We start from the raw sequence: 20054 nt of genomic DNA, 5'->3' as shown, positions 1-20054 counted from the left end.
TGACGCTTAAATGTCTAAAATTAAAGCCCACTTTAAAAGTGGGTTTTTGTTTACCTATCTAAAACTACATAATCAATATGATCAGATAAACCGCTAACTAGTTCCTTTACTTTTGTGTTCTACATGCAGTTCCCGTCGAGTTTAAACATCAAAAAACAAACATAAGCAACTGTAAATAAAGGCTTTTAATCAAAACTATTTGTATTAACAACCCTTTAGTGACCACCTAGAGGTCTTAGCGGTCACGAGTGACCACCCTAGCGTCTTCTCAAAGATAAACACCAGCTTGGGGATGCCGCTAAGATCTCTTTTGGTTTTTTCTGCTGTAATTCCTAGGTTTTCGCTATGAGCCGTTAGAATTTCTCGTATCCATCACCTTCACCGTACTTTAGAATGACCTCGTTTTCATCCCAACTACGCTTTACGACAATTCCTAATGCTCTTTTATCTAAAGTATTTAATGCCTTTCTAAAGGCTATAGGGTTTCTTTGGATTAACTCTTTGAGGGTACTTTCTTGATAAATGATTTCTTTTTGCTCTAGCTCTTCTTCAGATAAATCAGCATCAAATTTCTCACCTTTATAGGCTTTTGATAATCTACTGATAATTGGGAACCCGTCCTTATCGAAATCGTCAGGTGCTACCTCATATCTTTTCAATAGCTTTTTTCTAAGCTTTTCTGCTGCCTTTTGATAATCACCCAACCACTCTTTCACATTAGGTAAACCAACCTCGACACAGGCATTCTGAGCGTTCACAATGTGTAATCCTTGGGTTTCACTGCAATCAAATAACTTAGCGGTTTTTCGCTTTGAAAGTATCTTTAGGTTCTCACCTTGCATCAAAGAGTGCTTAAACTTGTTTTGCCACATCTCAGACTGATCTAAGGCTGTACCGTGTTCCAAGTTCTTGGTAAGAGAATCCAAGTAGGCTTCAGCTTCTGTATAGCCTCGGTAGACCTTCACTGGTACTAAAAGATTGTTGCTAGGGTTATCTTTAAGGAACTTGTGGCATGCTTCTGTACGATGAAAACCACTCACTACATACAACTCTCCGTAAATGTCATAGGCTTCTATTGGTTCCTTAATGCCATTACCGTTCTCTAGACTGGTAAGAATATTCCTGAGTTGCCTTTGCCTACTATTTTCTGAAGCTGCTCTATCTGCTCTTTTAGCTATCAACTGTGTTTGTCTGCTTTGAAACCTTTCATCGAGAACAAGCTGTCTAGGGTCAATTTGCTCTAAAGTGCACTGTTTCATCATCGTTTACTACTGGTGTAACTCTATCTGTGGTTGGTTAGTATGATTGAACCTCACAAACACTCTACCACCTGATAATCATGGGTAGGCGGGGAGGGGTTGGACGATATGGTTTTTCCTTCGATTGCACCGCCTAGTTACGTACACACAAAGTGTGTTTTATTTTTGGCTGAAATTGTGAGTGGGAAATAACCAAATAACGGTAAAAAAAATTAATTGAATTTTTTATGTGTGCTTGTTGTTTCATTTTTTTAATAGCAAAGCAATCTCAGAGAGGTCTAAAGCTTCTTAGCTTCTGCTGTTAGCCTCTTAACTGTCGAAATAGAAACATTAAGCTTTTCTGCTGTTTTCGAAATAGAAAGTCCTTGAGAGCGCATTTCAGCTACTCTTTGAGGTGTAGCCTTAACGGGGCGTCCTATCGTTTTTCCTTGTGATCTAGCTCTAGCCTGCCCTTCAATTGTTCTTTCTCTGATTCGGTCTCGCTCAAACTCAGCAAAAGCCGTGAACATTCTCAACATAAGCTTACCTTCAGAAGTCGTTAGGTCTTTTGTAGGTAAGTCTAGGCTATGAACATTAACACCTTTCTCACACAGAAGTTTTATTGTCTGCTGCACATCAATGTTGTCACGCCCTAAACGGTCAAGCTTCAAGACAACTAATGTGTCTCCTTTCATTAGCTTATGCTCTACCATCGTCTTAAAGCCTTTACGCTCCATTGCGCATACGGCTCCTGAAACAGTCTCTTCCACTACAAATGCTTCATCGACTTCATAGCCTCTGTCTTTAAAAGCTTGCACTTGGTTTTCTGTGGTCTGTTCAGTTTTGGATACACGGCAGTAGAAGTACGTTCTGCAACTCACCTTGCCTTACTCCTAAAGATTCAAAAGTAGGGGTATTTTATAAGCTAGGCTTAAATCGATCAACACCCTACTTTTAAAACAACCCAGATTTAGTTCATCTTAGGTGGTCTAAAAACGAATGTTTTTGAGCCTATGTGTTCTTTTGGACTTATGGTTCTCTCGTGTGAAAAGTCTTCATATCGATGCTCAGCTTGTACTTTGAGTTTAGCCGTATGTATCGTGTATAACTAATGACCACAAGGTTATCTACTGGGTATCCTGTTTTCTCCAGTTGATTTAAAAACCAGCGCATAACATTAGGTACGTCCGCACCTCTCCAGTCACCGTTTGCTGGCATTGAACTTTTTCTGTTGTATTCAGCGTCAAATTCTACATCTGCGTGGAGTGCCAGAGGCTCGTCATAGTTCAACTTCCATCTCTGCTCTTCATCAAAACAGTCAGGATATCGCTTTGTTAGATAGTCTAGAGTGATAGGTTGGCGTAGATCTTTGACTTGTATATCAACTAGTTTCATTACCATGATTAACTCTCCGTAGTAACAAGAACTCATTAAGATTAGTGTTCAATATTGAAGAATTTATTAATAGGTCTTTTAGGTTCCAAAAGTAGTAAGTTGTGGTTTCCAGCGGCAGCAATCTCCAGTGCTCGCTTACCTTGTTGTTGGCCAATAATATCTTGTAAGTCTCGACCATGTTTTTCGATCGTTTTTCGCTTAGGCGTTTGAAAAAGATTCAGTCGATGTTGACCACAAAGCTCGGCACATACTTCCAGTAATGATTGGGCCGATTTATGTTGTTCCTTCCCCACCAGCGCCGCCTGATCGCCATTCACATGTGGGACGACCAAATGACGTTGAATCTTACTGGCTTCCAGCGCAGCAGGTAGCACACCTTTTACAGGTCTCAGACCACCAGATAGTGCTAACTCACCCACAAATTCGTAGTTTTTGAGCTTATCTGTCGCGATTTGCTCCGAAGCGGCCAAAATTCCCAATGCAATAGGAAGATCAAAACGTCCTCCCTCCTTGGGTAGATCTGCCGGAGCCAAGTTCACGGTGATCCGCTTAGCAGGAAATTGAAAGTTAGAATTAATGATCGCACTGCGTACGCGATCTTTGGACTCTTTTACCGTTGTCTCTGGCAAGCCTACTAAGGTAAACCCTGGCATGCCGTTGCTGATATGAACTTCTACACTAACCGATGGCGCTTGCACCCCGACGCTTGCTCGACTATGAATGATTGCCAGCCCCATACGTTCCTCAATTTTTTTGAACACTCTGTAAACAAATGTTTTATCTAGTTGGTTATGTTATATACCGCGTCCCAATTGAGAGTTAATGTGAAAAAAGAATGACTTTTTGCTTGTCATGCAGCGGAATTGTGTGATACCACTAATGACGCAAACAATTTCGTAGAACATTACACAACATTTTTTAACGAAAAAAGAACGACAGACAGATGAACCTTTTCGCTCATATCAACGCACTGCTAGCCCTGATTATCGTGGTCATTATTGGCACCGCGCGGGGTATTGTGGGCGAAAGGTAACCACAAATTACAAAAAACCCCCGCACTGAAAAGTCCGGGGGTTTTTTTACAACTACAAGTTGTCATCTGTCTAACCCTCGGACAGTTTAACGGGAAGAATGGGAGTGCACATGAAGTGCAATAAATATGGCAATCGCTACGAGCCACAACGTAGCAAAGGAGGTTTACGATGACTGGTGCACAACTTGTCGTAGCCGCTTTAAGACAGCAAGGCATCGAAACCGTTTTTGGCTACCCCGGCGGGGCCATCATGCCAATCTATGATGCTTTGTATGACGGTGGGGTGGAACACATCCTATGCCGTCACGAGCAAGGGGCCGCTATGGCTGCTATCGGGATGGCTCGTTCCACTCAAGACGTTGCTGTGTGCATGGCAACTTCCGGCCCAGGAGCCACTAACCTTGTTACCGGCCTTGCCGACGCTTTCCTTGACTCCGTACCTCTAGTTGCCATCACAGGCCAGGTAGCTAGCTCTCATATCGGTACCGATGCATTCCAAGAAATGGATGTGATCGGAATGTCCCTAGCCTGTACTAAGCACAGCTATCTCGTGACCGAAATTGAAGATCTAGCTCCGACACTTGCCGAAGCCTTTGAGGTCGCAAAAACCGGTCGTCCGGGTCCTGTCATTGTCGATATCGCCAAAGACGTTCAACTCGCTCAAGCACCTACAGACCTTCTTCCTCCATACATAGCACCAGCAATCGAAGATGTCAGCGCTGAAGATATCAAACGTGCGCAAGATGTGCTGGCAGCATCTACTCGCCCAGTGTTGTATGTTGGTGGTGGCGTGCAACTTGCGAAAGCAACCGATGCAGTACGCGAATTTCTTCGCTTAAACCCAATGCCTGCAGTTAGCACATTAAAAGGCCTCGGTACCATTGAACGCCATGATCCTCACTATCTTGGTATGTTGGGTATGCATGGCACCAAAGCCGCCAACCTAGTGGTTCAAGAAGCCGATCTATTGATCGTGGTTGGCGCGCGTTTTGATGACCGTGTGACGGGTAAGCTCGATACGTTTGCACCAAATGCGAAAGTGATTCACATCGACATTGATGCTGCGGAGATTCATAAACTGCGCCACGCCAACGCACCATTACGTGGCGACATCAACACCATTCTTCCTCAGCTAGAGCTGACTCAAGATATCTCACCGTGGGTTCATCACAGTGAAAGTCTGCGCAGCGGCTTTAAGTGGCGTTACGACCACCCAGGCGAGTTAATCTACGCACCGCTACTGCTTAAACAACTGTCTGACATGATGCCAGATAGCTCAATTGTCTCGACCGACGTCGGTCAGCATCAGATGTGGGCAGCGCAACATATCCAGCCACGCGAACCACAAAATTTTATCACTTCTGCTGGCCTTGGCACCATGGGCTTTGGCTTGCCAGCAGCGATGGGCGCTGCAGTCGCACGTCCTGATGATCAGTCTATCCTTATTACAGGTGACGGTTCATTTATGATGAACGTTCAGGAATTGGGCACGCTGAAGCGTCGGCAGATTCCAGTGAAGATTGTCCTTCTTAATAACCAACGTCTTGGCATGGTTCGCCAATGGCAGTCATTGTTCTTTGACGGTCGCCACAGTGAAACCATTCTTGATGACAACCCAGATTTCGTGATGTTAGCAAAAGCGTTCGATATCCCGGGCAAAACCATCACCAAGAAAGAAGAAGTCGAACCTGCTCTCAAAGAGATGCTAGCGAGTGAAACTTCTTACATGCTTCACGTTTTGATTGATGAAGAAGAAAACGTGTGGCCATTGGTGCCACCTGGCGCATCAAACAGTGATATGTTGGAAAATACATAGGAGACAATCGCATGGACAGATATTTACTCGACATCAAAGCCGATGACAAACCGGTACTGTTGGAGCGCGTTCTACGTGTGATTCGTCACCGAGGCTTCGTGATCAAACAAGTCGCTGCTACGCAAAACCACGAAAGCAAAGTAGCCAGCGTCGAGATCATCGTCGACAGCGATCGACCAATCTCGTTTTTGATCAATCAAATAGAGAAGTTGTGGGACGTTCGTAAGGTTGAGGTGCTAAAAATCCGCAACGATGAACTGCCAAATCACAACTTACAACAACACGTAAGTGCATAAGGAAGGCAACAAATGGCAACGAAAACTGCAGATTTCATTTGGTTTAATGGTGAGATGGTTCCATGGGCAGAGGCGAACGTTCACGTTCTGACTCACGCAATGCACTATGGTACATCCGTGTTTGAAGGCGTGCGCTGTTACAACACACCAAAAGGCCCAATTGTCTTCCGTCACCGTGAGCATGCACAACGTCTAAAAGATTCTGCCAAGATTTACCGCTTTCCGATCCCTTTCTCTGTAGAAGAAATCATGGAAGCGACCCGCGAAACGCTGCGCCAAAACAAACTCGACAGCGCTTACATTCGTCCATTGGGTTTTGTCGGTAATGTTGGCTTAGGCGTATGTCCACCAGTTGGCACTGAGATGGATCTAATCATTGCAGCATTTCCTTGGGGCTCTTACTTAGGCGAAGAAGCGCTAGAAAAAGGTGTCGACGCGATGATTTCAAGCTGGAACCGCGCTGCGCCAAACACCATCCCAACTGCGGCTAAAGCAGGCGGTAACTACCTATCTTCACTACTGGTTGGTGGTGAAGCGCGTCGTCACGGTTACGACGAAGGTATTGCGCTAAGCGTAGATGGTTACCTATCGGAAGGGGCTGGTGAAAACATCTTCGTTATCAAAGATGGCGTAATCACCACACCACCAGCAACTAGCGCGATTCTACCGGGCATCACTCGTGACTCGATCATGACAATTGCACGCGATAAAGGCTACGAAGTACGTGAAGCGAACATTGCTCGTGAAGCCCTTTACCTTGCCGATGAAGTCTTCATGACAGGTACTGCGGCTGAGATTGTACCAGTGGCAACCATCGACAAGATTGAAGTGGGCACTGGTAAGCGCGGCCCTATCACTAAAGAACTACAAGCAGCCTACTTTGGCCTATTTGACGGCACCACGGAAGATAAGTGGGGCTGGTTAGACTATGTGTACCCAGAACAGAAGTAAGAAGGATTAGGAAATGCCAAAATATAGATCAGCTACCACCACACATGGTCGTAACATGGCGGGTGCACGAGCACTGTGGCGTGCAACGGGTGTGAAAGAAGAAGACTTCGGTAAACCAATCATCGCCGTTGTAAACTCGTTTACTCAATTTGTTCCGGGTCACGTACACCTGAAAGACATGGGTCAGCTTGTAGCACGCGAAATCGAAAAAGCTGGCGGTATTGCGAAAGAATTCAACACCATCGCGGTTGATGATGGTATCGCAATGGGTCACGGCGGCATGCTGTACTCACTGCCTTCACGCGAACTGATCGCAGACTCTGTGGAGTACATGGTCAACGCGCACTGTGCCGATGCCATGGTATGTATCTCTAACTGTGACAAAATCACTCCGGGAATGTTGATGGCATCTATGCGTCTCAACATCCCGGTTATCTTTGTTTCTGGTGGTCCAATGGAAGCGGGTAAAACCAAGCTTTCTGATCAGATCATCAAACTAGACCTTGTAGATGCGATGATCCAAGGCGCGGATCCAAAAGTGTCTGATGAGCAAAGCGAGCAGATCGAACGCAGCGCATGTCCAACGTGTGGATCGTGTTCAGGCATGTTCACTGCAAACTCAATGAACTGTCTAACGGAAGCACTGGGTCTTTCTCAACCAGGTAACGGTTCTATGCTGGCAACGCACGCTGACCGTGAACAACTGTTCCTTAATGCAGGTCGTCGCATCGTTGAACTGACTCGTCGTTACTACGAGCAAGATGACGAATCAGCACTGCCACGCAACATCGCTACGTTTGATGCGTTCGAAAATGCGATGGCACTGGATATTGCAATGGGTGGCTCAACCAACACCATTTTGCACCTGTTGGCTGCAGCGCAAGAAGGTGAAGTGGATTTCGATATGGAAGATATCGATCGCCTATCACGCCAAGTACCACACCTATGTAAAGTGGCACCATCTACCCAGAAATATCACATGGAAGATGTACACCGCGCTGGTGGCGTCATGGCAATTCTTGGTGAGTTAGATCGTGCAGGTCTTCTACACAATGATGCGCGCACCGTGCTTGGCCTTTCGATGAAAGAGCAGCTGGCGAAATACGACATCATCCAAACTGAAGACGAAGAAGTACTTAAGTTCTACCGCGCAGGTCCTGCGGGAATTCGTACTACTCAAGCGTTCTCACAAGATTGCCGCTGGGATCGCCTTGATGACGACCGTGCGGAAGGCTGTATTCGTACTATCGATCATGCCTTTAGCCAAGAAGGTGGCCTAGCCGTTCTATCAGGCAACATCGCATTAGATGGTTGTATCGTTAAGACTGCTGGTGTGGATGAGAGCATTCATAAATTCACTGGCCCAGCCGTAGTTTTCGAAAGCCAAGAAGACGCCGTAGAAGGCATCTTAGGCGGCAAAGTAAAAGCTGGCGACGTGGTTGTTATCCGTTACGAAGGCCCTAAAGGTGGTCCGGGCATGCAAGAAATGCTTTACCCAACCACTTATCTAAAATCGATGGGCCTTGGCAAAGAGTGTGCACTTCTGACTGACGGCCGTTTCTCTGGCGGCACATCAGGTCTTTCTATCGGCCACGCCTCTCCTGAAGCAGCAAACGGCGGTGCAATTGGCCTGGTAAAAGAAGGCGATATGATTGCAATTGATATTCCAAACCGTTCAATTTCACTCCAAGTGTCTGAACAAGAACTTGCTGAGCGCCGTGCAAAACAAGACGAACTAGGCTGGAAACCAGTTGACCGCCAACGTGAAGTTTCATTTGCACTCAAAGCGTACGCGAGTATGGCAACCAGTGCTGACAAGGGTGCAGTACGAGACAAGTCGAAGCTAGAGGGCTAGCAATGATGGAAGCTCAACCCGAAAAACAAGTGAACCAAACTGGCGCAGATTATCTGCGCCAAATCCTTCGCGCACCTGTTTATGAAGTAGCAACAGTGACGCCACTGCAAGAAATGCCTCGTTTATCTGCACGTATCGGGAATAACGTGCAGATCAAGCGTGAAGATCGCCAACCCGTACACTCGTTCAAATTGCGCGGTGCATACAACATGGTGGCGAGTTTATCTGAAGCACAAAAAGCCGCTGGTGTCATTGCAGCATCGGCAGGTAACCACGCTCAAGGCATGGCGCTCTCTGGTACTAAGCTAGGCATCAAAACCACCATCGTGATGCCTAAAACCACACCAGACATCAAAGTCGATGCGGTACGTGGCTTCGGTGGCAATGTAGTGCTGCACGGCAGCAACTTCGATGAGGCAAAAGCGGAAGCGGAACGCCTTTCTGATCTGCATGGGTACACATTTGTCCCTCCTTTCGATCACCCACTGGTGATTGCAGGTCAAGGCACCATAGGCATGGAAATGCTGCAGCAAAATGGTCACCTTGATTACATTTTCGTCCCTGTCGGTGGTGGCGGTTTGGCTGCGGGTGTTGCGGTACTTGTGAAGCAGCTCATGCCAGAAATCAAAGTGATTGCAGTTGAGCCAGAAGATTCGTCATGCCTCAAAGCTGCTTTGGATGCAGGTGAACCAGTAGTATTAGACCAGGTCAGCATGTTTGCCGATGGCGTTGCAGTAAAACGCATTGGTGAAGAGACGTTTCGTCTATGCCAAAAGTACATTGATGGCCATATTGCAGTCTCTAGCGATGAAATCTGCGCAGCAGTAAAAGACATCTTTGAAGACACCCGTGCGATTGCAGAGCCTTCTGGCGCGCTTGCTCTGGCGGGTTTGAAGAAGTTTGCTGAGCAAAACAAACTGCAAGGTAAGAATTTAGGTACTGTGCTGTCTGGTGCCAACACTAACTTCCATGGCTTACGTTATGTTTCTGAGCGTTGCGAGCTTGGTGAGAAACGTGAAGGTTTGCTTGCCGTCACCATTCCTGAGCGTCAAGGTGCCTTCTTTGAGTTCTGTAACCTCATTGGCGGCCGCGCCGTAACGGAGTTTAACTACCGCTACAACGATGACGCATTGGCAAATATCTTTGTCGGTGTGCGTTTGCAAGGCGGTCAGGAAGAGCTAGAACATATCATTCACGACTTACGTGATGGTGGCTACCCAGTGGTTGATTTGTCTGATGATGAAATGGCGAAGCTGCACGTGCGCTACATGATTGGTGGTAAGCCGTCTAAGCCGCTTAAAGAGCGCCTATACAGCTTTGAATTCCCAGAATATCCGGGAGCGCTACTCAACTTCTTAAGCACACTCGGTACTCATTGGAATATCAGCTTGTTCAACTACCGTAACCACGGCGCTGACTACGGACGTGTTTTATGTGGTTTCGAGTTAGATGAAAGCGATTTAGCTCAGTTTTCTGCACATTTACGTGAACTTGGCTATCAATGCAAAGATGAGACAGACAACCCATCGTATAAGTTTTTCTTGTCATAAAACGCCACATTTCAAATATATCAAAGACAACACCTCGCATTAGCGAGGTGTTTTTTATGACTGTAACCAATCTTTATGTAGCTGATTAGGCGACCCAAGATAGTCCACCATCCACTGGATCAATTTATGATTATCATCTTTGCGCCATACTAAGCAGCAGTGACTGAGCGGTTTATCATCCGGCATGACCTTCTCCACCAGCACACCATCATTGATTAAGGGTGTTGCAATATGACGTGGCATGTAACCCACGCCCACCCCATTTTTTAAACATTCAATCGCACTATACCAATTGGGCAATAATAATCGGCGCTGTTGCGGATAATGGCCAGTATGGCGTTTTGGCAGCACGTTCGAAGTATCATCAAGACAGATCGCCGGAAATTGACTCACAAATGCTTCAGTAAGCACTTGTTGTCGAACGCAAGGATGAGCGGGTGACATTACAAATGCCCAATCTAATACGCCCATATCTTTGACTTCAAAATCTCCCCCAACGGGAACCGCAGATGTCGCGCCAACGACAATGTCGGCTCGACCTTGTGCTATGGCTTCCCAAGAACCATTGAAGACCTCCATATTGATCTGCAATTCAGCAAATTCAAACTCGCGATAAAAATCTTCCACCAAAGGTTTGAGTTTTTCTAACTTCACCACGTTATCTAAGGTCAGCTTTAACGTGCTTTTCCATCCTTGAGCCGCTCGCCGCGTTTGTGCTTTCACCTCTTCCATTTGACGCAGCAAAGAGCGCGCCTCGGCCATAAAAAGTTCACCCGCTGGAGTTAGCTCGACTTTCCTTGGTAAACGTCGAAACAGCACCACATCTAAATCTTGCTCGACCTGCCTTACTCCATAGCTGATGGCTGAGGGGACTTTATGCAATACCTCAGCCGCAGCGGTGAAACTGCCTAAACGGGCAACCGTATCCAGCATTTCCAAAGACGCTTTAGAGAACATGATTTAACCTTTCAAAAAATTTGATTGATAACCAACAATTTTAGCGTTTTATTTTCTCAAAATCGAAAAATAGAATAATAAGGTAAATAAATCAGGGTTGGCGCCAACTGATGTTGATTAAAAAATGATTAAATAATTTGACTGGTTGAATCATGAAAATCTCAAAACTACAGCTCATTTATCTGGCAGCATTATCGATGCTTGGCTTCGTTGCTACCGATATGTATCTGCCAGCATTCAAAGCGATGGAAATCGACTTTGCAACAGGCCCTGAGCAAATTGCGCTCTCTTTAACGGTATTCCTCGTTGGTATGGCGATTGGCCAACTAATGTGGGGATTGGCATCCGATAAATTTGGCCATCGTAATACACTCGCAGCCGGGTTGGTGCTATTTACTATCGCGTCATTCGGTTTGGCTTTCTGTGATCAAGTATGGCAACTACTCACACTGCGCTTTATCCAAGCTATCGGTGTGTGTGCACCAGCCGTGATCTGGCAGGCTATGGTCATTAAGCGCTACTCAAGCAGTAGCCAACAAATTTTTGCGACAATAATGCCACTCGTCGCGCTATCACCAGCACTAGCACCTCAATTAGGGGTTGTGTTGGCAGATAACTTCGGCTGGCACAGTATCTTTATTACGCTAACACTGGTTGGTGTCTTTTTGGTCTTTGCGACCATGGCACAAAAAGACGAGAAAGCAGAAATCAAACAAACCAGTATGTCTGCCGACATCAAAGCGCTGCTGAGTTCTAAAAAATACCTTGGCAACGTGTTTATGTTTGCGACGGCTTCAGCTGCATTCTTTGCTTACCTAACTGGGATGCCAGAAATCATGGCGCAACTGGGCTACGAAGCAAAAGATATTGGTTTGAGCTTTATCCCACAAACCATCGCGTTTATGGCTGGTGGCTACTTAGGTAAAGTAGGCGTTCGAAAATTTGGTGATGAAAAGGTTCTGCGCCAACTGATTGGCCTATTTAGTGTCGCGGCATTAATGATTTTCATTGCTTCACAGTGGGAGCTGTCATCGATTTGGCCTATTCTTGCGCCATTCTGTTTGATTGCCGTTGCTAACGGCGCACTGTACCCAATCGTGGTAAACCGTGCACTGGCCAGCGCACAACAGAGCCCTGCAACAGCAGCAGGTCTGCAAAACAGCCTGCAAATCTGTGTAAGTAGCTTCTCAAGTGCATTGGTAGCCGCAATGGCAAGCCAAGCTCAGATGGTTACTGGCATCGCAATCATCATCTGTATGGGTGGGCTGTGGATGGGATACATTCTGTCGAATCGCGAATTATCCAAGCACTTTACGACTCCTGACAACGCCCGAGTCGTGAGTGAAGACGAACTTTAATCGTTCTGATAATAAAAAGAGCCGCGCAATGCGGCTCTTTCTGTTTATAAGCTTTTCAACCCCCATTTCTTGGCAGTCTGCTTAAAAAAGCCTTGAGTCTTTTTCAACTCTACCCAGTGATTGATGTAATTAATCCATACTTGATCGTCTTGCGGCAACAACATAGCAATTGGGGTTGGTTTACGCGGTGCGGTCACTGGCACTATCGCCAACTGTTTAAACTTATCCACCAACGTCGCTGCTTCCACATTGGACGTCACCGATACATCGGCCCTGCGAGCTAGTAGTTCTTGGAAGTCGCGCGCTGGCGCTTCAATAACAATATGCTGAGCAGACGGGAAGAACTCTTTCACCATTTTTTCTTGTACCGTACCTAACGTCGCCGCGACTTTTACTTCTGGTTTATTAAAATCTGCCCAATCAGAGAATTTGGCGAGATCTTTCTTTTGCACCACAGGTACAAAGGCAAGGTAGAAATACGGCTGGCTGTATCCAGCTACTTTCGCGCGCGACATGTTCAGAGATGCGCTGCCAGTAATATCGTATTTGTTGGCGGTAATGCCATTAACTAGCGTCTTCCAATCCGTGGCTACATACTCTACTTTTACACCGAGATCTTTAGCAAGTTCTGTTGTTACATCGATATCGAAGCCACGATAACTGTTTGTCGCGGGGTCTTTCATCGTCATCGGATTCCAATCTCCCGTCGTTCCAACTCGGAGTACGCCATTGTCTAAAATGGATTGAAGACGGCTTTCAGCGTAAGCGACTCGAGTCGCAGCAAGCAAACACATTCCTAGCACTAGTAAAATCTTTCTCATTTTTATTCCCTTAAAAATAATGACCTTATACGGTTTAATAATTAACCTTTATTAGAGCTCTACTGATAACATAGCAGCAACAAAGGAAGTTTTTTAGTTAATTCAGGGAGTAAATGTGACGTTTCGAACTCTATGGCTGTTTTCACTGCTATTACTCACTGGTTGTTCAGATTATCAATGGGGCTGGTATGTACTTGACCCTTCGACGGATCAAGGGCTCACCAATCTAAAGTTTTTAATCGCTGGGTTTAATGACACCATTCAGGTATCACTCCTCAGTATGTTATTTGCGATGAGCTTGGGCCTGATCGTTGCGTTACCCGCTCTGTCGGACTCTGCCTCTCTGAAGTGGATAAACCGTATTTATGTCGAGGTAGTCCGTTCAGTGCCTGTTTTAGTCTTACTACTTTGGGTGTATTACGGCATGCCAACGCTGTTGGATGTCTCACTCAATCACTTTTGGGCGGGTGTTATTGCACTGACCATTGCTGAGAGTGCGTTTATGGCGGAGGTGTTTCGCGGTGGAATACAAGCTATCAGCCGTGGCCAGCATGAAGCGGCTGAATCTTTGGGCTTAAGCTATTGGCAAAAGATGCGCTTGGTAATTCTTCCCCAAGCGTTTCGGCAAATTCTCCCACCACTGGGCAATCAATTCGTCTACATCCTCAAGATGAGTTCTTTAGTCAGTGTGATTGGTTTAAGCGATCTCACTCGCCGTGCTAATGAGCTGGTGGTGAATGAGTACTTACCCCTAGAAATTTATACCTTCCTCGTTTTGGAGTACTTGTTGCTCATCCTATTTGTATCTCAAGCCGTTCGTTGGCTCGAAAAACGTATTGCCATTCCTAGCTACTAGCGATGAAGCCTTAGCTAGAAACAACAAAGCCGCTCTTGTTGAGCGGCTTTGACAATATAGAGACAGAGTGTAGGTAATGCTTATTTCTGTTTTACAGGACGCTGCCAGCCAGTAATTTTGCGCTCTTTGACGCGAGTAATTACTAACTCACCTTCTTCAACATCTTTTGTTAGTGTCGTGCCTGCACCGATGGTTGCGCCATCAGCGATAGTGACAGGCGCCACCAGCTGGCTATCAGAACCAACAAAAACATCATTACCGATGATGGTTTTAAACTTGTTCGCACCATCGTAGTTACAAGTGATAGTACCTGCACCGATGTTAGTACGTTGACCGATCTCTGCATCACCTAAGTAAGTTAGGTGGTTCGCTTTTGAACCTTCTCCGATGCGCGCATTTTTCACTTCAACGAAGTTACCCACATGGGAATCGTTACGCATTTCAGCACCAGGACGAAGGCGAGTAAATGGACCAACGGTACATTCTTCACCAACCGTTGCACCTTCAATCACACTGTAAGGGCGAACGATGGTGTTGTCGTCGATTTCACAATCTTTCAGTACACAACCCGCACCGATAACCACGTTATCACCGAGTGAAACTTTACCTTCGACGATAACATTCACGTCGATTTCACAGTCCATACCGCACTGTAACTCACCACGCAAATCAAAGCGTGCTGGATCGCGTAGCATGACACCTTGCTCTAGTAGCTTCTGAGCTTGCATTGACTGGAAAGCACGCTCTAGACGAGCAAGCTGTGCGCGGTCATTGACCCCTTCCACCTCAATGGCATTGACTGGGTGTACAGCCTCAACGGCACGACCTTCATCGTGTGCAGCTGCAATAACGTCAGTTAGGTAGTATTCGCCTTGTGCGTTGTTGTTGTTTAAGCCAGACAACCAACGCTTAAGATCCCCACCAGTCGCAACCATCACGCCAGTGTTGATCTCTTTAATTTGTTTTTGTTCTTCTGTTGCATCTTTTTGCTCAACGATCGCCACAACAGGACCATTCTTACGGATAATACGACCGTAGCCTGTCGGGTTATCTAGAATCACTGTTAGTAGTGCAATACCGCCTGTTGGCTGTGCATCTAATAGGTTTTCAATCGTTTCAGCTGAAATCAGTGGAACATCACCGTAAAGCACCAGTACTTTTTCATCGTCTTCAAACTTCGGAGACGCTTGATCAACCGCATGACCTGTCCCTAACTGCTCCGCTTGAAGCACCCAATTTACAGGCTCTTCTGCAAGAGTGGTTTGCATTTGATCACCACCGTGGCCAAAGACCAAGTGGATATTTTGTGCACCTAGACCTGTACATGTATCAATCACATGTTTTGCCATTGGCTTACCTGCCAAAGTGTGTAGCACCTTAGGCATGTTCGAATGCATACGGGTACCTTTACCCGCAGCAAGGATCACAGCACTGAATTTCATTAATAACCTATTGACGTTCTATTTTAATTGGGCGTTATTTTAAACACCTTGGAAGGATTAGTTAATGGAGTAAGGTAAATTTCCAACTAAAATTAATCAAAAAGGCGACCAATTGGCCGCCTTTTTTCATGCAACGTTGCTAATTGAGCTTAGCGACGCTTTTTTGTCAGCTCGATAACTCGTAGCTGAGCAATGGCTTTAGCCAGTTCACTGGCCGCTTGTGCGAAGTCCATGTCACCATGCTGATTCTGGATTTGCTCCTCAGCTCGGCGTTTGGCTTCTTCTGCCTTCGCTGCGTCTAGCTCTTCACCACGGATAGCTGTATCAGCTAGTACAGTCGCTGTACCAGGCTGAATCTCTACCATACCACCAGAAACATAAATAATTTCTTCGTGGCCGTGCTGTTTCACAATACGCACCATACCAGGCTTGATAGCGGTCAGCAGCGGTGTGTGACCATGGAAAATACCAAGTTCACCTTCGCTACCGGTCACCTGAAACGTTTCAACACGACCAGAGAAGATTTTCTTCTCAGCGCTTACTACGTCTAGGTGAAAGGTTATTGCTGCCATATCGCCTCCTAGTTAGCCTTATAGCTTCTTCGCATTCTCAATAGCATCGTCGATGCTACCGCAGTACATAAATGCCTGCTCAGGAATGTCGTCGTATTCACCAGCTAGTAGACCTTTAAAGCCACGTAGAGTCTCTTTTAGAGGTACGTAAATACCAGGGTCACCTGTAAATACTTCTGCTACGTGGTAAGGCTGAGTTAGGAAACGCTCAATCTTACGTGCACGAGATACAACTTGCTTATCTTCTTCAGATAGCTCGTCCATACCTAGGATAGCAATGATATCTTTCAGCTCTTTGTAGCGCTGAAGAGTCTGCTGAACACCACGAGCAACTTCGTAGTGATCTTGACCAACGACTAGTGGATCAAGCATACGAGATGTTGAATCTAGCGGGTCGATCGCAGGGTATAGACCCATTGCAGCGATGTTACGGTTAAGTACAACCGTTGCATCCAAGTGCGCGAACGTTGTTGCTGGAGACGGGTCAGTCAAGTCATCCGCTGGTACGTATACCGCCTGTACAGACGTGATAGAACCTGATTTCGTTGACGTGATACGCTCCTGAAGTACACCCATCTCTTCTGCAAGAGTTGGCTGGTAACCTACCGCAGAAGGCATACGACCTAGTAGTGCTGATACCTCTGTACCTGCAAGTGTGTAACGGTAGATGTTATCAATGAACAGTAGTACGTCACGACCTTCGTCACGGAAACGCTCTGCCATTGTTAGACCAGTCAGTGCAACACGTAGACGGTTACCTGGTGGCTCGTTCATCTGACCGTAAACCATCGCTACTTTTGATTCTTCAGGCTTCTCAACGTTTACAACGCCCGCTTCCTGCATCTCGTAGTAGAAATCGTTACCTTCACGAGTACGCTCACCAACACCAGCAAATACTGATAGACCTGAGTGCTGTAGTGCGATGTTGTTGATAAGTTCCATCATGTTAACGGTCTTACCTACACCTGCACCACCGAATAGACCGATTTTACCACCCTTAGCGAATGGACAAATTAGGTCGATTACTTTAACGCCCGTTTCTAGAAGTGCAATTTCGTTTGATTGCTCTTCGTAGCTTGGTGCACTACGGTGGATAGAGTAAACCTCTTCCGCACCCACTTCACCACGCTCGTCAATCGCGTCACCTAGGACGTTCATGATACGACCTAGAGTTTTAGTACCTACTGGTACTGAAATTGGAGCGCCAGTGTTAACCACTTCAACTCCACGACGTAAACCATCAGAGCTACCCATTACGATACAACGAACTACGCCACCGCCTAGCTGTTGTTGAACTTCAAGAACTAGACGCTCTTTTGAGTCCGTTACGTTTAGAGCGTCATATACACTAGGTACATTGCTCTGTGGGAACTCTACGTCGACTACCGCACCGATGATCTGTACGATCTTACCTGTAGCCATCGTTAATCCTCTAAACTATTTCGTTTTACCTAAGCTTAAACCGCAGCTGCACCACCAACGATTTCTGATAGTTCTTGTGTAATCGCAGCCTGACGGGCTTTGTTGTACACAAGTTCCAAATCGTCAATCAAACTGGTTGCGTTATCCGTTGCAGCCTTCATCGCAATCATTCGAGCCGCTTGCTCACAAGCAAGGTTCTCAACCACACCTTGGTATACCTGAGACTCTACGTAACGCACTAATAGCGTATCCAGTAGAGGTTTTGGTTCAGGCTCATAGATGTAGTCCCATGAATGCTCACGCTGCATCTCTTCGCTGTCCGATTTAGGCAAAGGTAGCAATTGATCGATCGTTGGTTGCTGAACCATAGTATTTACAAACTTGTTGAATACTACATATAGACGGTCCAGTTCACCTTCATCGTATTTCTTCAGCATTACGCCAACAGAGCCGATTAGGTCTTGTAGGCTTGGATTATCTCCAAGACCAGAAACCTGTGCCGCAACTTTTGCGCCACCATGTTTAAAGAAAGCTGTTGCTTTTGAGCCAACAACGGCTAGCTCAATCTCAGCACCTTTCTCTCTCCATGCTTGCATGTCTGTAACGGCTTTTTTGAACACGTTAATGTTCAAACCACCACACAGACCACGGTCTGTCGAAACGATGATGTAACCAACACGTTTAGCTTCACGCTCTTCTAGGTACGGATGACGGTACTCTAGGTTTGCGTTAGCCACATGACCGATCACTTTACGCATTGTTTCAGCGTATGGACGAGAAGCTTCCATTGCATCTTGAGAACGACGCATTTTTGAAGCTGCTACCATTTCCATCGCTTTCGTAATTTTCTGAGTGCTTTTAACACTACCGATTTTATTACGTATCTCTTTTGCGCCGGCCATCGTTACTCTCCGTTAGTTGGTGGCAGAAACTGCCACCGACCTAATTACCAAGTTTGGGTTGCTTTGAAGTCGTCAGTCAGTTTCTTCAACTGAGCTTCGATTTCATCGTTGTAAGCGCCAGACTTGTCGATCTCAGCTGCTAGTTCAGCGTATTGACCGCGAGCGTACGATAGTAGAGCCGCCTCGAAATCTAGAACTTTGTTAAGTTCTACATCATCAAGGTAACCGCGCTCTGCCGCGAAGATAGTTAGAGCTTGGTCAAATACAGACATTGGAGCGTACTGCTTCTGCTTCATTAGTTCTGTAACTTTTTGACCATGGTCTAGCTGTTTCTTCGTTGCGTCATCAAGGTCAGAAGAGAACTGAGCAAATGCCGCTAGTTCACGGTATGCAGCTAGTGCTGTACGGATACCACCTGATAGTTTCTTGATGATTTTCGTCTGAGCTGAACCACCTACACGAGATACTGAGATACCAGGGTCAACAGCAGGACGAACACCAGCGTTGAATAGCTCAGTTTGTAGGAAGATCTGACCATCGGTAATCGAGATTACGTTAGTCGGTACGAATGCTGAAACGTCACCTGCTTGAGTTTCGATGATAGGAAGAGCAGTCAAAGAACCAGTCTTACCTTTCACTTCACCGTTAGTGAAACGCTCTACGTACTCTTCGTTTACACGAGCTGCACGCTCTAGTAGACGCGAGTGTAAGTAGAATACGTCACCTGGGAATGCCTCACGGCCTGGTGGACGTTTAAGTAGTAGAGAGATCTGACGGTAAGCTACCGCTTGCTTAGATAGATCATCGTAAACAATCAGTGCGTCTTCACCGCGATCGCGGAAGTATTCACCCATCGCACAACCTGCGTAAGGCGCTAGGTATTGAAGCGCTGCAGATTCAGAAGCTGATGCAACTACAACGATAGTATTTTGTAGTGCGCCGTGCTCTTCTAGTTTGCGAACAACGTTAGCGATAGTCGATGCTTTCTGACCGATTGCTACGTAGATAGAGAAAATACCAGAGTCTTTCTGGTTGATGATCGCGTCGATCGCCAGTGCTGTTTTACCAATCTGACGGTCACCGATGATAAGCTCACGCTGACCACGACCGATTGGGATCATTGAGTCAACTGACTTATAACCAGTTTGCACAGGTTGGTCTACCGATTTACGGTCGATTACACCTGGTGCGATCACTTCTACAGGCGAAGTCATTTTCGCTTCGATTGGACCTTTACCATCGATAGGCTCACCCAGCGTGTTTACTACGCGGCCTAGTAGTTCTGGACCAACTGGCACTTCAAGAATGCGGCCAGTACCTGTAACTTTCATGCCTTCCTTAAGGTCAGCATATGGGCCCATTACAACCGCACCAACCGAGTCACGCTCAAGGTTAAGTGCCAGTGCATAACGGCCACCCGGTAATTCAATCATTTCACCTTGCATCACGTCCGCTAGGCCGTGGATGCGGATGATACCATCGCTTACCGATACGATAGTACCCTCGTTGCGAGCTTCACTAACAACTTCGAAAGATTCGATACGTTGTTTGATCAGATCGCTAATTTCCGTGGAATTAAGTTGCATGCTC

17 protein-coding genes and 1 pseudogene are annotated in these 20054 nt (G+C 46.2%); 7 read left to right on the top strand and 11 right to left on the bottom strand.

Annotated features, from left to right (window positions below; genetic code table 11):
* Positions 1 to 353: 353 nt before the first annotated feature.
* The 4 genes and pseudogenes from R7Q38_RS18640 to R7Q38_RS18625 form a co-directional block, all read right to left on the bottom strand.
* Positions 354 to 1262 carry a hypothetical protein gene (locus R7Q38_RS18640; RefSeq protein ID WP_226084140.1) on the bottom strand — a complete coding sequence of 303 codons (909 nt, stop codon included), beginning with the start codon at positions 1260 to 1262 and terminating at the stop codon, positions 354 to 356.
* Between the two features lie 275 nt (positions 1263 to 1537).
* A complete protein-coding gene (locus tag R7Q38_RS18635) occupies positions 1538 to 2119 on the bottom strand; it encodes a recombinase family protein (protein ID WP_029804253.1) in 582 nt (193 codons plus the stop codon).
* A gap of 148 nt (positions 2120 to 2267) precedes the next feature.
* The gene (locus R7Q38_RS18630) at positions 2268 to 2639 is read right to left on the bottom strand and encodes a hypothetical protein (RefSeq protein WP_065274978.1); all 372 of its coding nucleotides are present in this window, start codon (positions 2637 to 2639) and stop codon (positions 2268 to 2270) included.
* Positions 2640 to 2713: 74 nt separating this feature from the next.
* Positions 2714 to 3370: pseudogene (locus tag R7Q38_RS18625) on the bottom strand (magnesium chelatase domain-containing protein); the annotation flags it as partial.
* Positions 3371 to 3835: 465 nt separating this feature from the next.
* On the opposite strand from R7Q38_RS18625, the gene ilvG reads away from it, so the two are divergent.
* The 5 genes from ilvG to ilvA are packed head-to-tail and all read left to right on the top strand — an operon-like array spanning position 3836 to position 10134.
* Positions 3836 to 5482 (top strand): acetolactate synthase 2 catalytic subunit, encoded by a 1647-nt coding sequence (gene ilvG / locus R7Q38_RS18620; protein ID WP_005378960.1) that lies wholly within the window; start codon positions 3836 to 3838, stop codon positions 5480 to 5482.
* Positions 5483 to 5493: 11 nt separating this feature from the next.
* Positions 5494 to 5778: an acetolactate synthase 2 small subunit gene (ilvM, locus tag R7Q38_RS18615; RefSeq protein WP_005378958.1), complete on the top strand. Its 285-nt coding sequence runs from the start codon at positions 5494 to 5496 to the stop codon at positions 5776 to 5778.
* Between the two features lie 12 nt (positions 5779 to 5790).
* Positions 5791 to 6729, top strand: coding sequence for a branched-chain-amino-acid transaminase (ilvE, locus tag R7Q38_RS18610; protein ID WP_005378953.1), 939 nt, complete (start codon positions 5791 to 5793; stop codon positions 6727 to 6729).
* A gap of 13 nt (positions 6730 to 6742) precedes the next feature.
* Positions 6743 to 8584, top strand: coding sequence for a dihydroxy-acid dehydratase (ilvD, locus tag R7Q38_RS18605; protein WP_005383859.1), 1842 nt, complete (start codon positions 6743 to 6745; stop codon positions 8582 to 8584).
* Positions 8585 to 8586: 2 nt separating this feature from the next.
* Positions 8587 to 10134, top strand: a complete 1548-nt coding sequence (gene ilvA, locus R7Q38_RS18600; RefSeq protein WP_239938711.1) for a threonine ammonia-lyase, biosynthetic — start codon at positions 8587 to 8589, stop codon at positions 10132 to 10134.
* 54 nt (positions 10135 to 10188) lie between these two features.
* Here ilvA and punR read toward each other — a convergent pair whose 3' ends face one another.
* Complete coding sequence (punR, locus tag R7Q38_RS18595) at positions 10189 to 11091, bottom strand: DNA-binding transcriptional activator PunR (protein ID WP_005378948.1); 903 nt, start codon at positions 11089 to 11091, stop codon at positions 10189 to 10191.
* Positions 11092 to 11243: 152 nt separating this feature from the next.
* Here punR and punC point away from each other — a divergent pair, with 152 nt between their 5' ends.
* Positions 11244 to 12449 (top strand): purine nucleoside transporter PunC, encoded by a 1206-nt coding sequence (gene punC / locus R7Q38_RS18590; protein ID WP_005378946.1) that lies wholly within the window; start codon positions 11244 to 11246, stop codon positions 12447 to 12449.
* A gap of 44 nt (positions 12450 to 12493) precedes the next feature.
* On the opposite strand, the gene R7Q38_RS18585 is transcribed toward punC, so the two are convergent.
* Positions 12494 to 13270: a transporter substrate-binding domain-containing protein gene (locus tag R7Q38_RS18585; RefSeq protein WP_239938713.1), complete on the bottom strand. Its 777-nt coding sequence runs from the start codon at positions 13268 to 13270 to the stop codon at positions 12494 to 12496.
* Positions 13271 to 13385: 115 nt separating this feature from the next.
* Here R7Q38_RS18585 and R7Q38_RS18580 point away from each other — a divergent pair, with 115 nt between their 5' ends.
* Complete coding sequence (locus tag R7Q38_RS18580) at positions 13386 to 14126, top strand: amino acid ABC transporter permease (protein WP_213969042.1); 741 nt, start codon at positions 13386 to 13388, stop codon at positions 14124 to 14126.
* Positions 14127 to 14206: 80 nt separating this feature from the next.
* Here R7Q38_RS18580 and glmU read toward each other — a convergent pair whose 3' ends face one another.
* The 5 genes from glmU to atpA form a co-directional block, all read right to left on the bottom strand.
* The gene (gene glmU / locus R7Q38_RS18575) at positions 14207 to 15568 is read right to left on the bottom strand and encodes a bifunctional UDP-N-acetylglucosamine diphosphorylase/glucosamine-1-phosphate N-acetyltransferase GlmU (protein ID WP_047102566.1); all 1362 of its coding nucleotides are present in this window, start codon (positions 15566 to 15568) and stop codon (positions 14207 to 14209) included.
* Positions 15569 to 15717: 149 nt separating this feature from the next.
* Positions 15718 to 16140, bottom strand: a complete 423-nt coding sequence (locus R7Q38_RS18570; protein WP_005378937.1) for a F0F1 ATP synthase subunit epsilon — start codon at positions 16138 to 16140, stop codon at positions 15718 to 15720.
* Between the two features lie 18 nt (positions 16141 to 16158).
* A complete protein-coding gene (gene atpD, locus R7Q38_RS18565) occupies positions 16159 to 17562 on the bottom strand; it encodes a F0F1 ATP synthase subunit beta (protein ID WP_005383849.1) in 1404 nt (467 codons plus the stop codon).
* Between the two features lie 35 nt (positions 17563 to 17597).
* The gene (gene atpG, locus R7Q38_RS18560; RefSeq protein ID WP_005378932.1) at positions 17598 to 18464 is read right to left on the bottom strand and encodes a F0F1 ATP synthase subunit gamma; all 867 of its coding nucleotides are present in this window, start codon (positions 18462 to 18464) and stop codon (positions 17598 to 17600) included.
* A gap of 44 nt (positions 18465 to 18508) precedes the next feature.
* The gene (atpA, locus tag R7Q38_RS18555; RefSeq protein ID WP_005378931.1) at positions 18509 to 20050 is read right to left on the bottom strand and encodes a F0F1 ATP synthase subunit alpha; all 1542 of its coding nucleotides are present in this window, start codon (positions 20048 to 20050) and stop codon (positions 18509 to 18511) included.
* Positions 20051 to 20054 lie beyond the last annotated feature (4 nt).

Origin of the sequence: Vibrio sp. Vb0598, assembly GCF_033338935.1 — a bacterium.
GTDB classification, from domain to species: domain Bacteria; phylum Pseudomonadota; class Gammaproteobacteria; order Enterobacterales; family Vibrionaceae; genus Vibrio; species Vibrio alginolyticus.
Note: the sequence above shows the minus strand (reverse complement) of the source record. Positions and strands in the feature narration are given on the sequence as shown.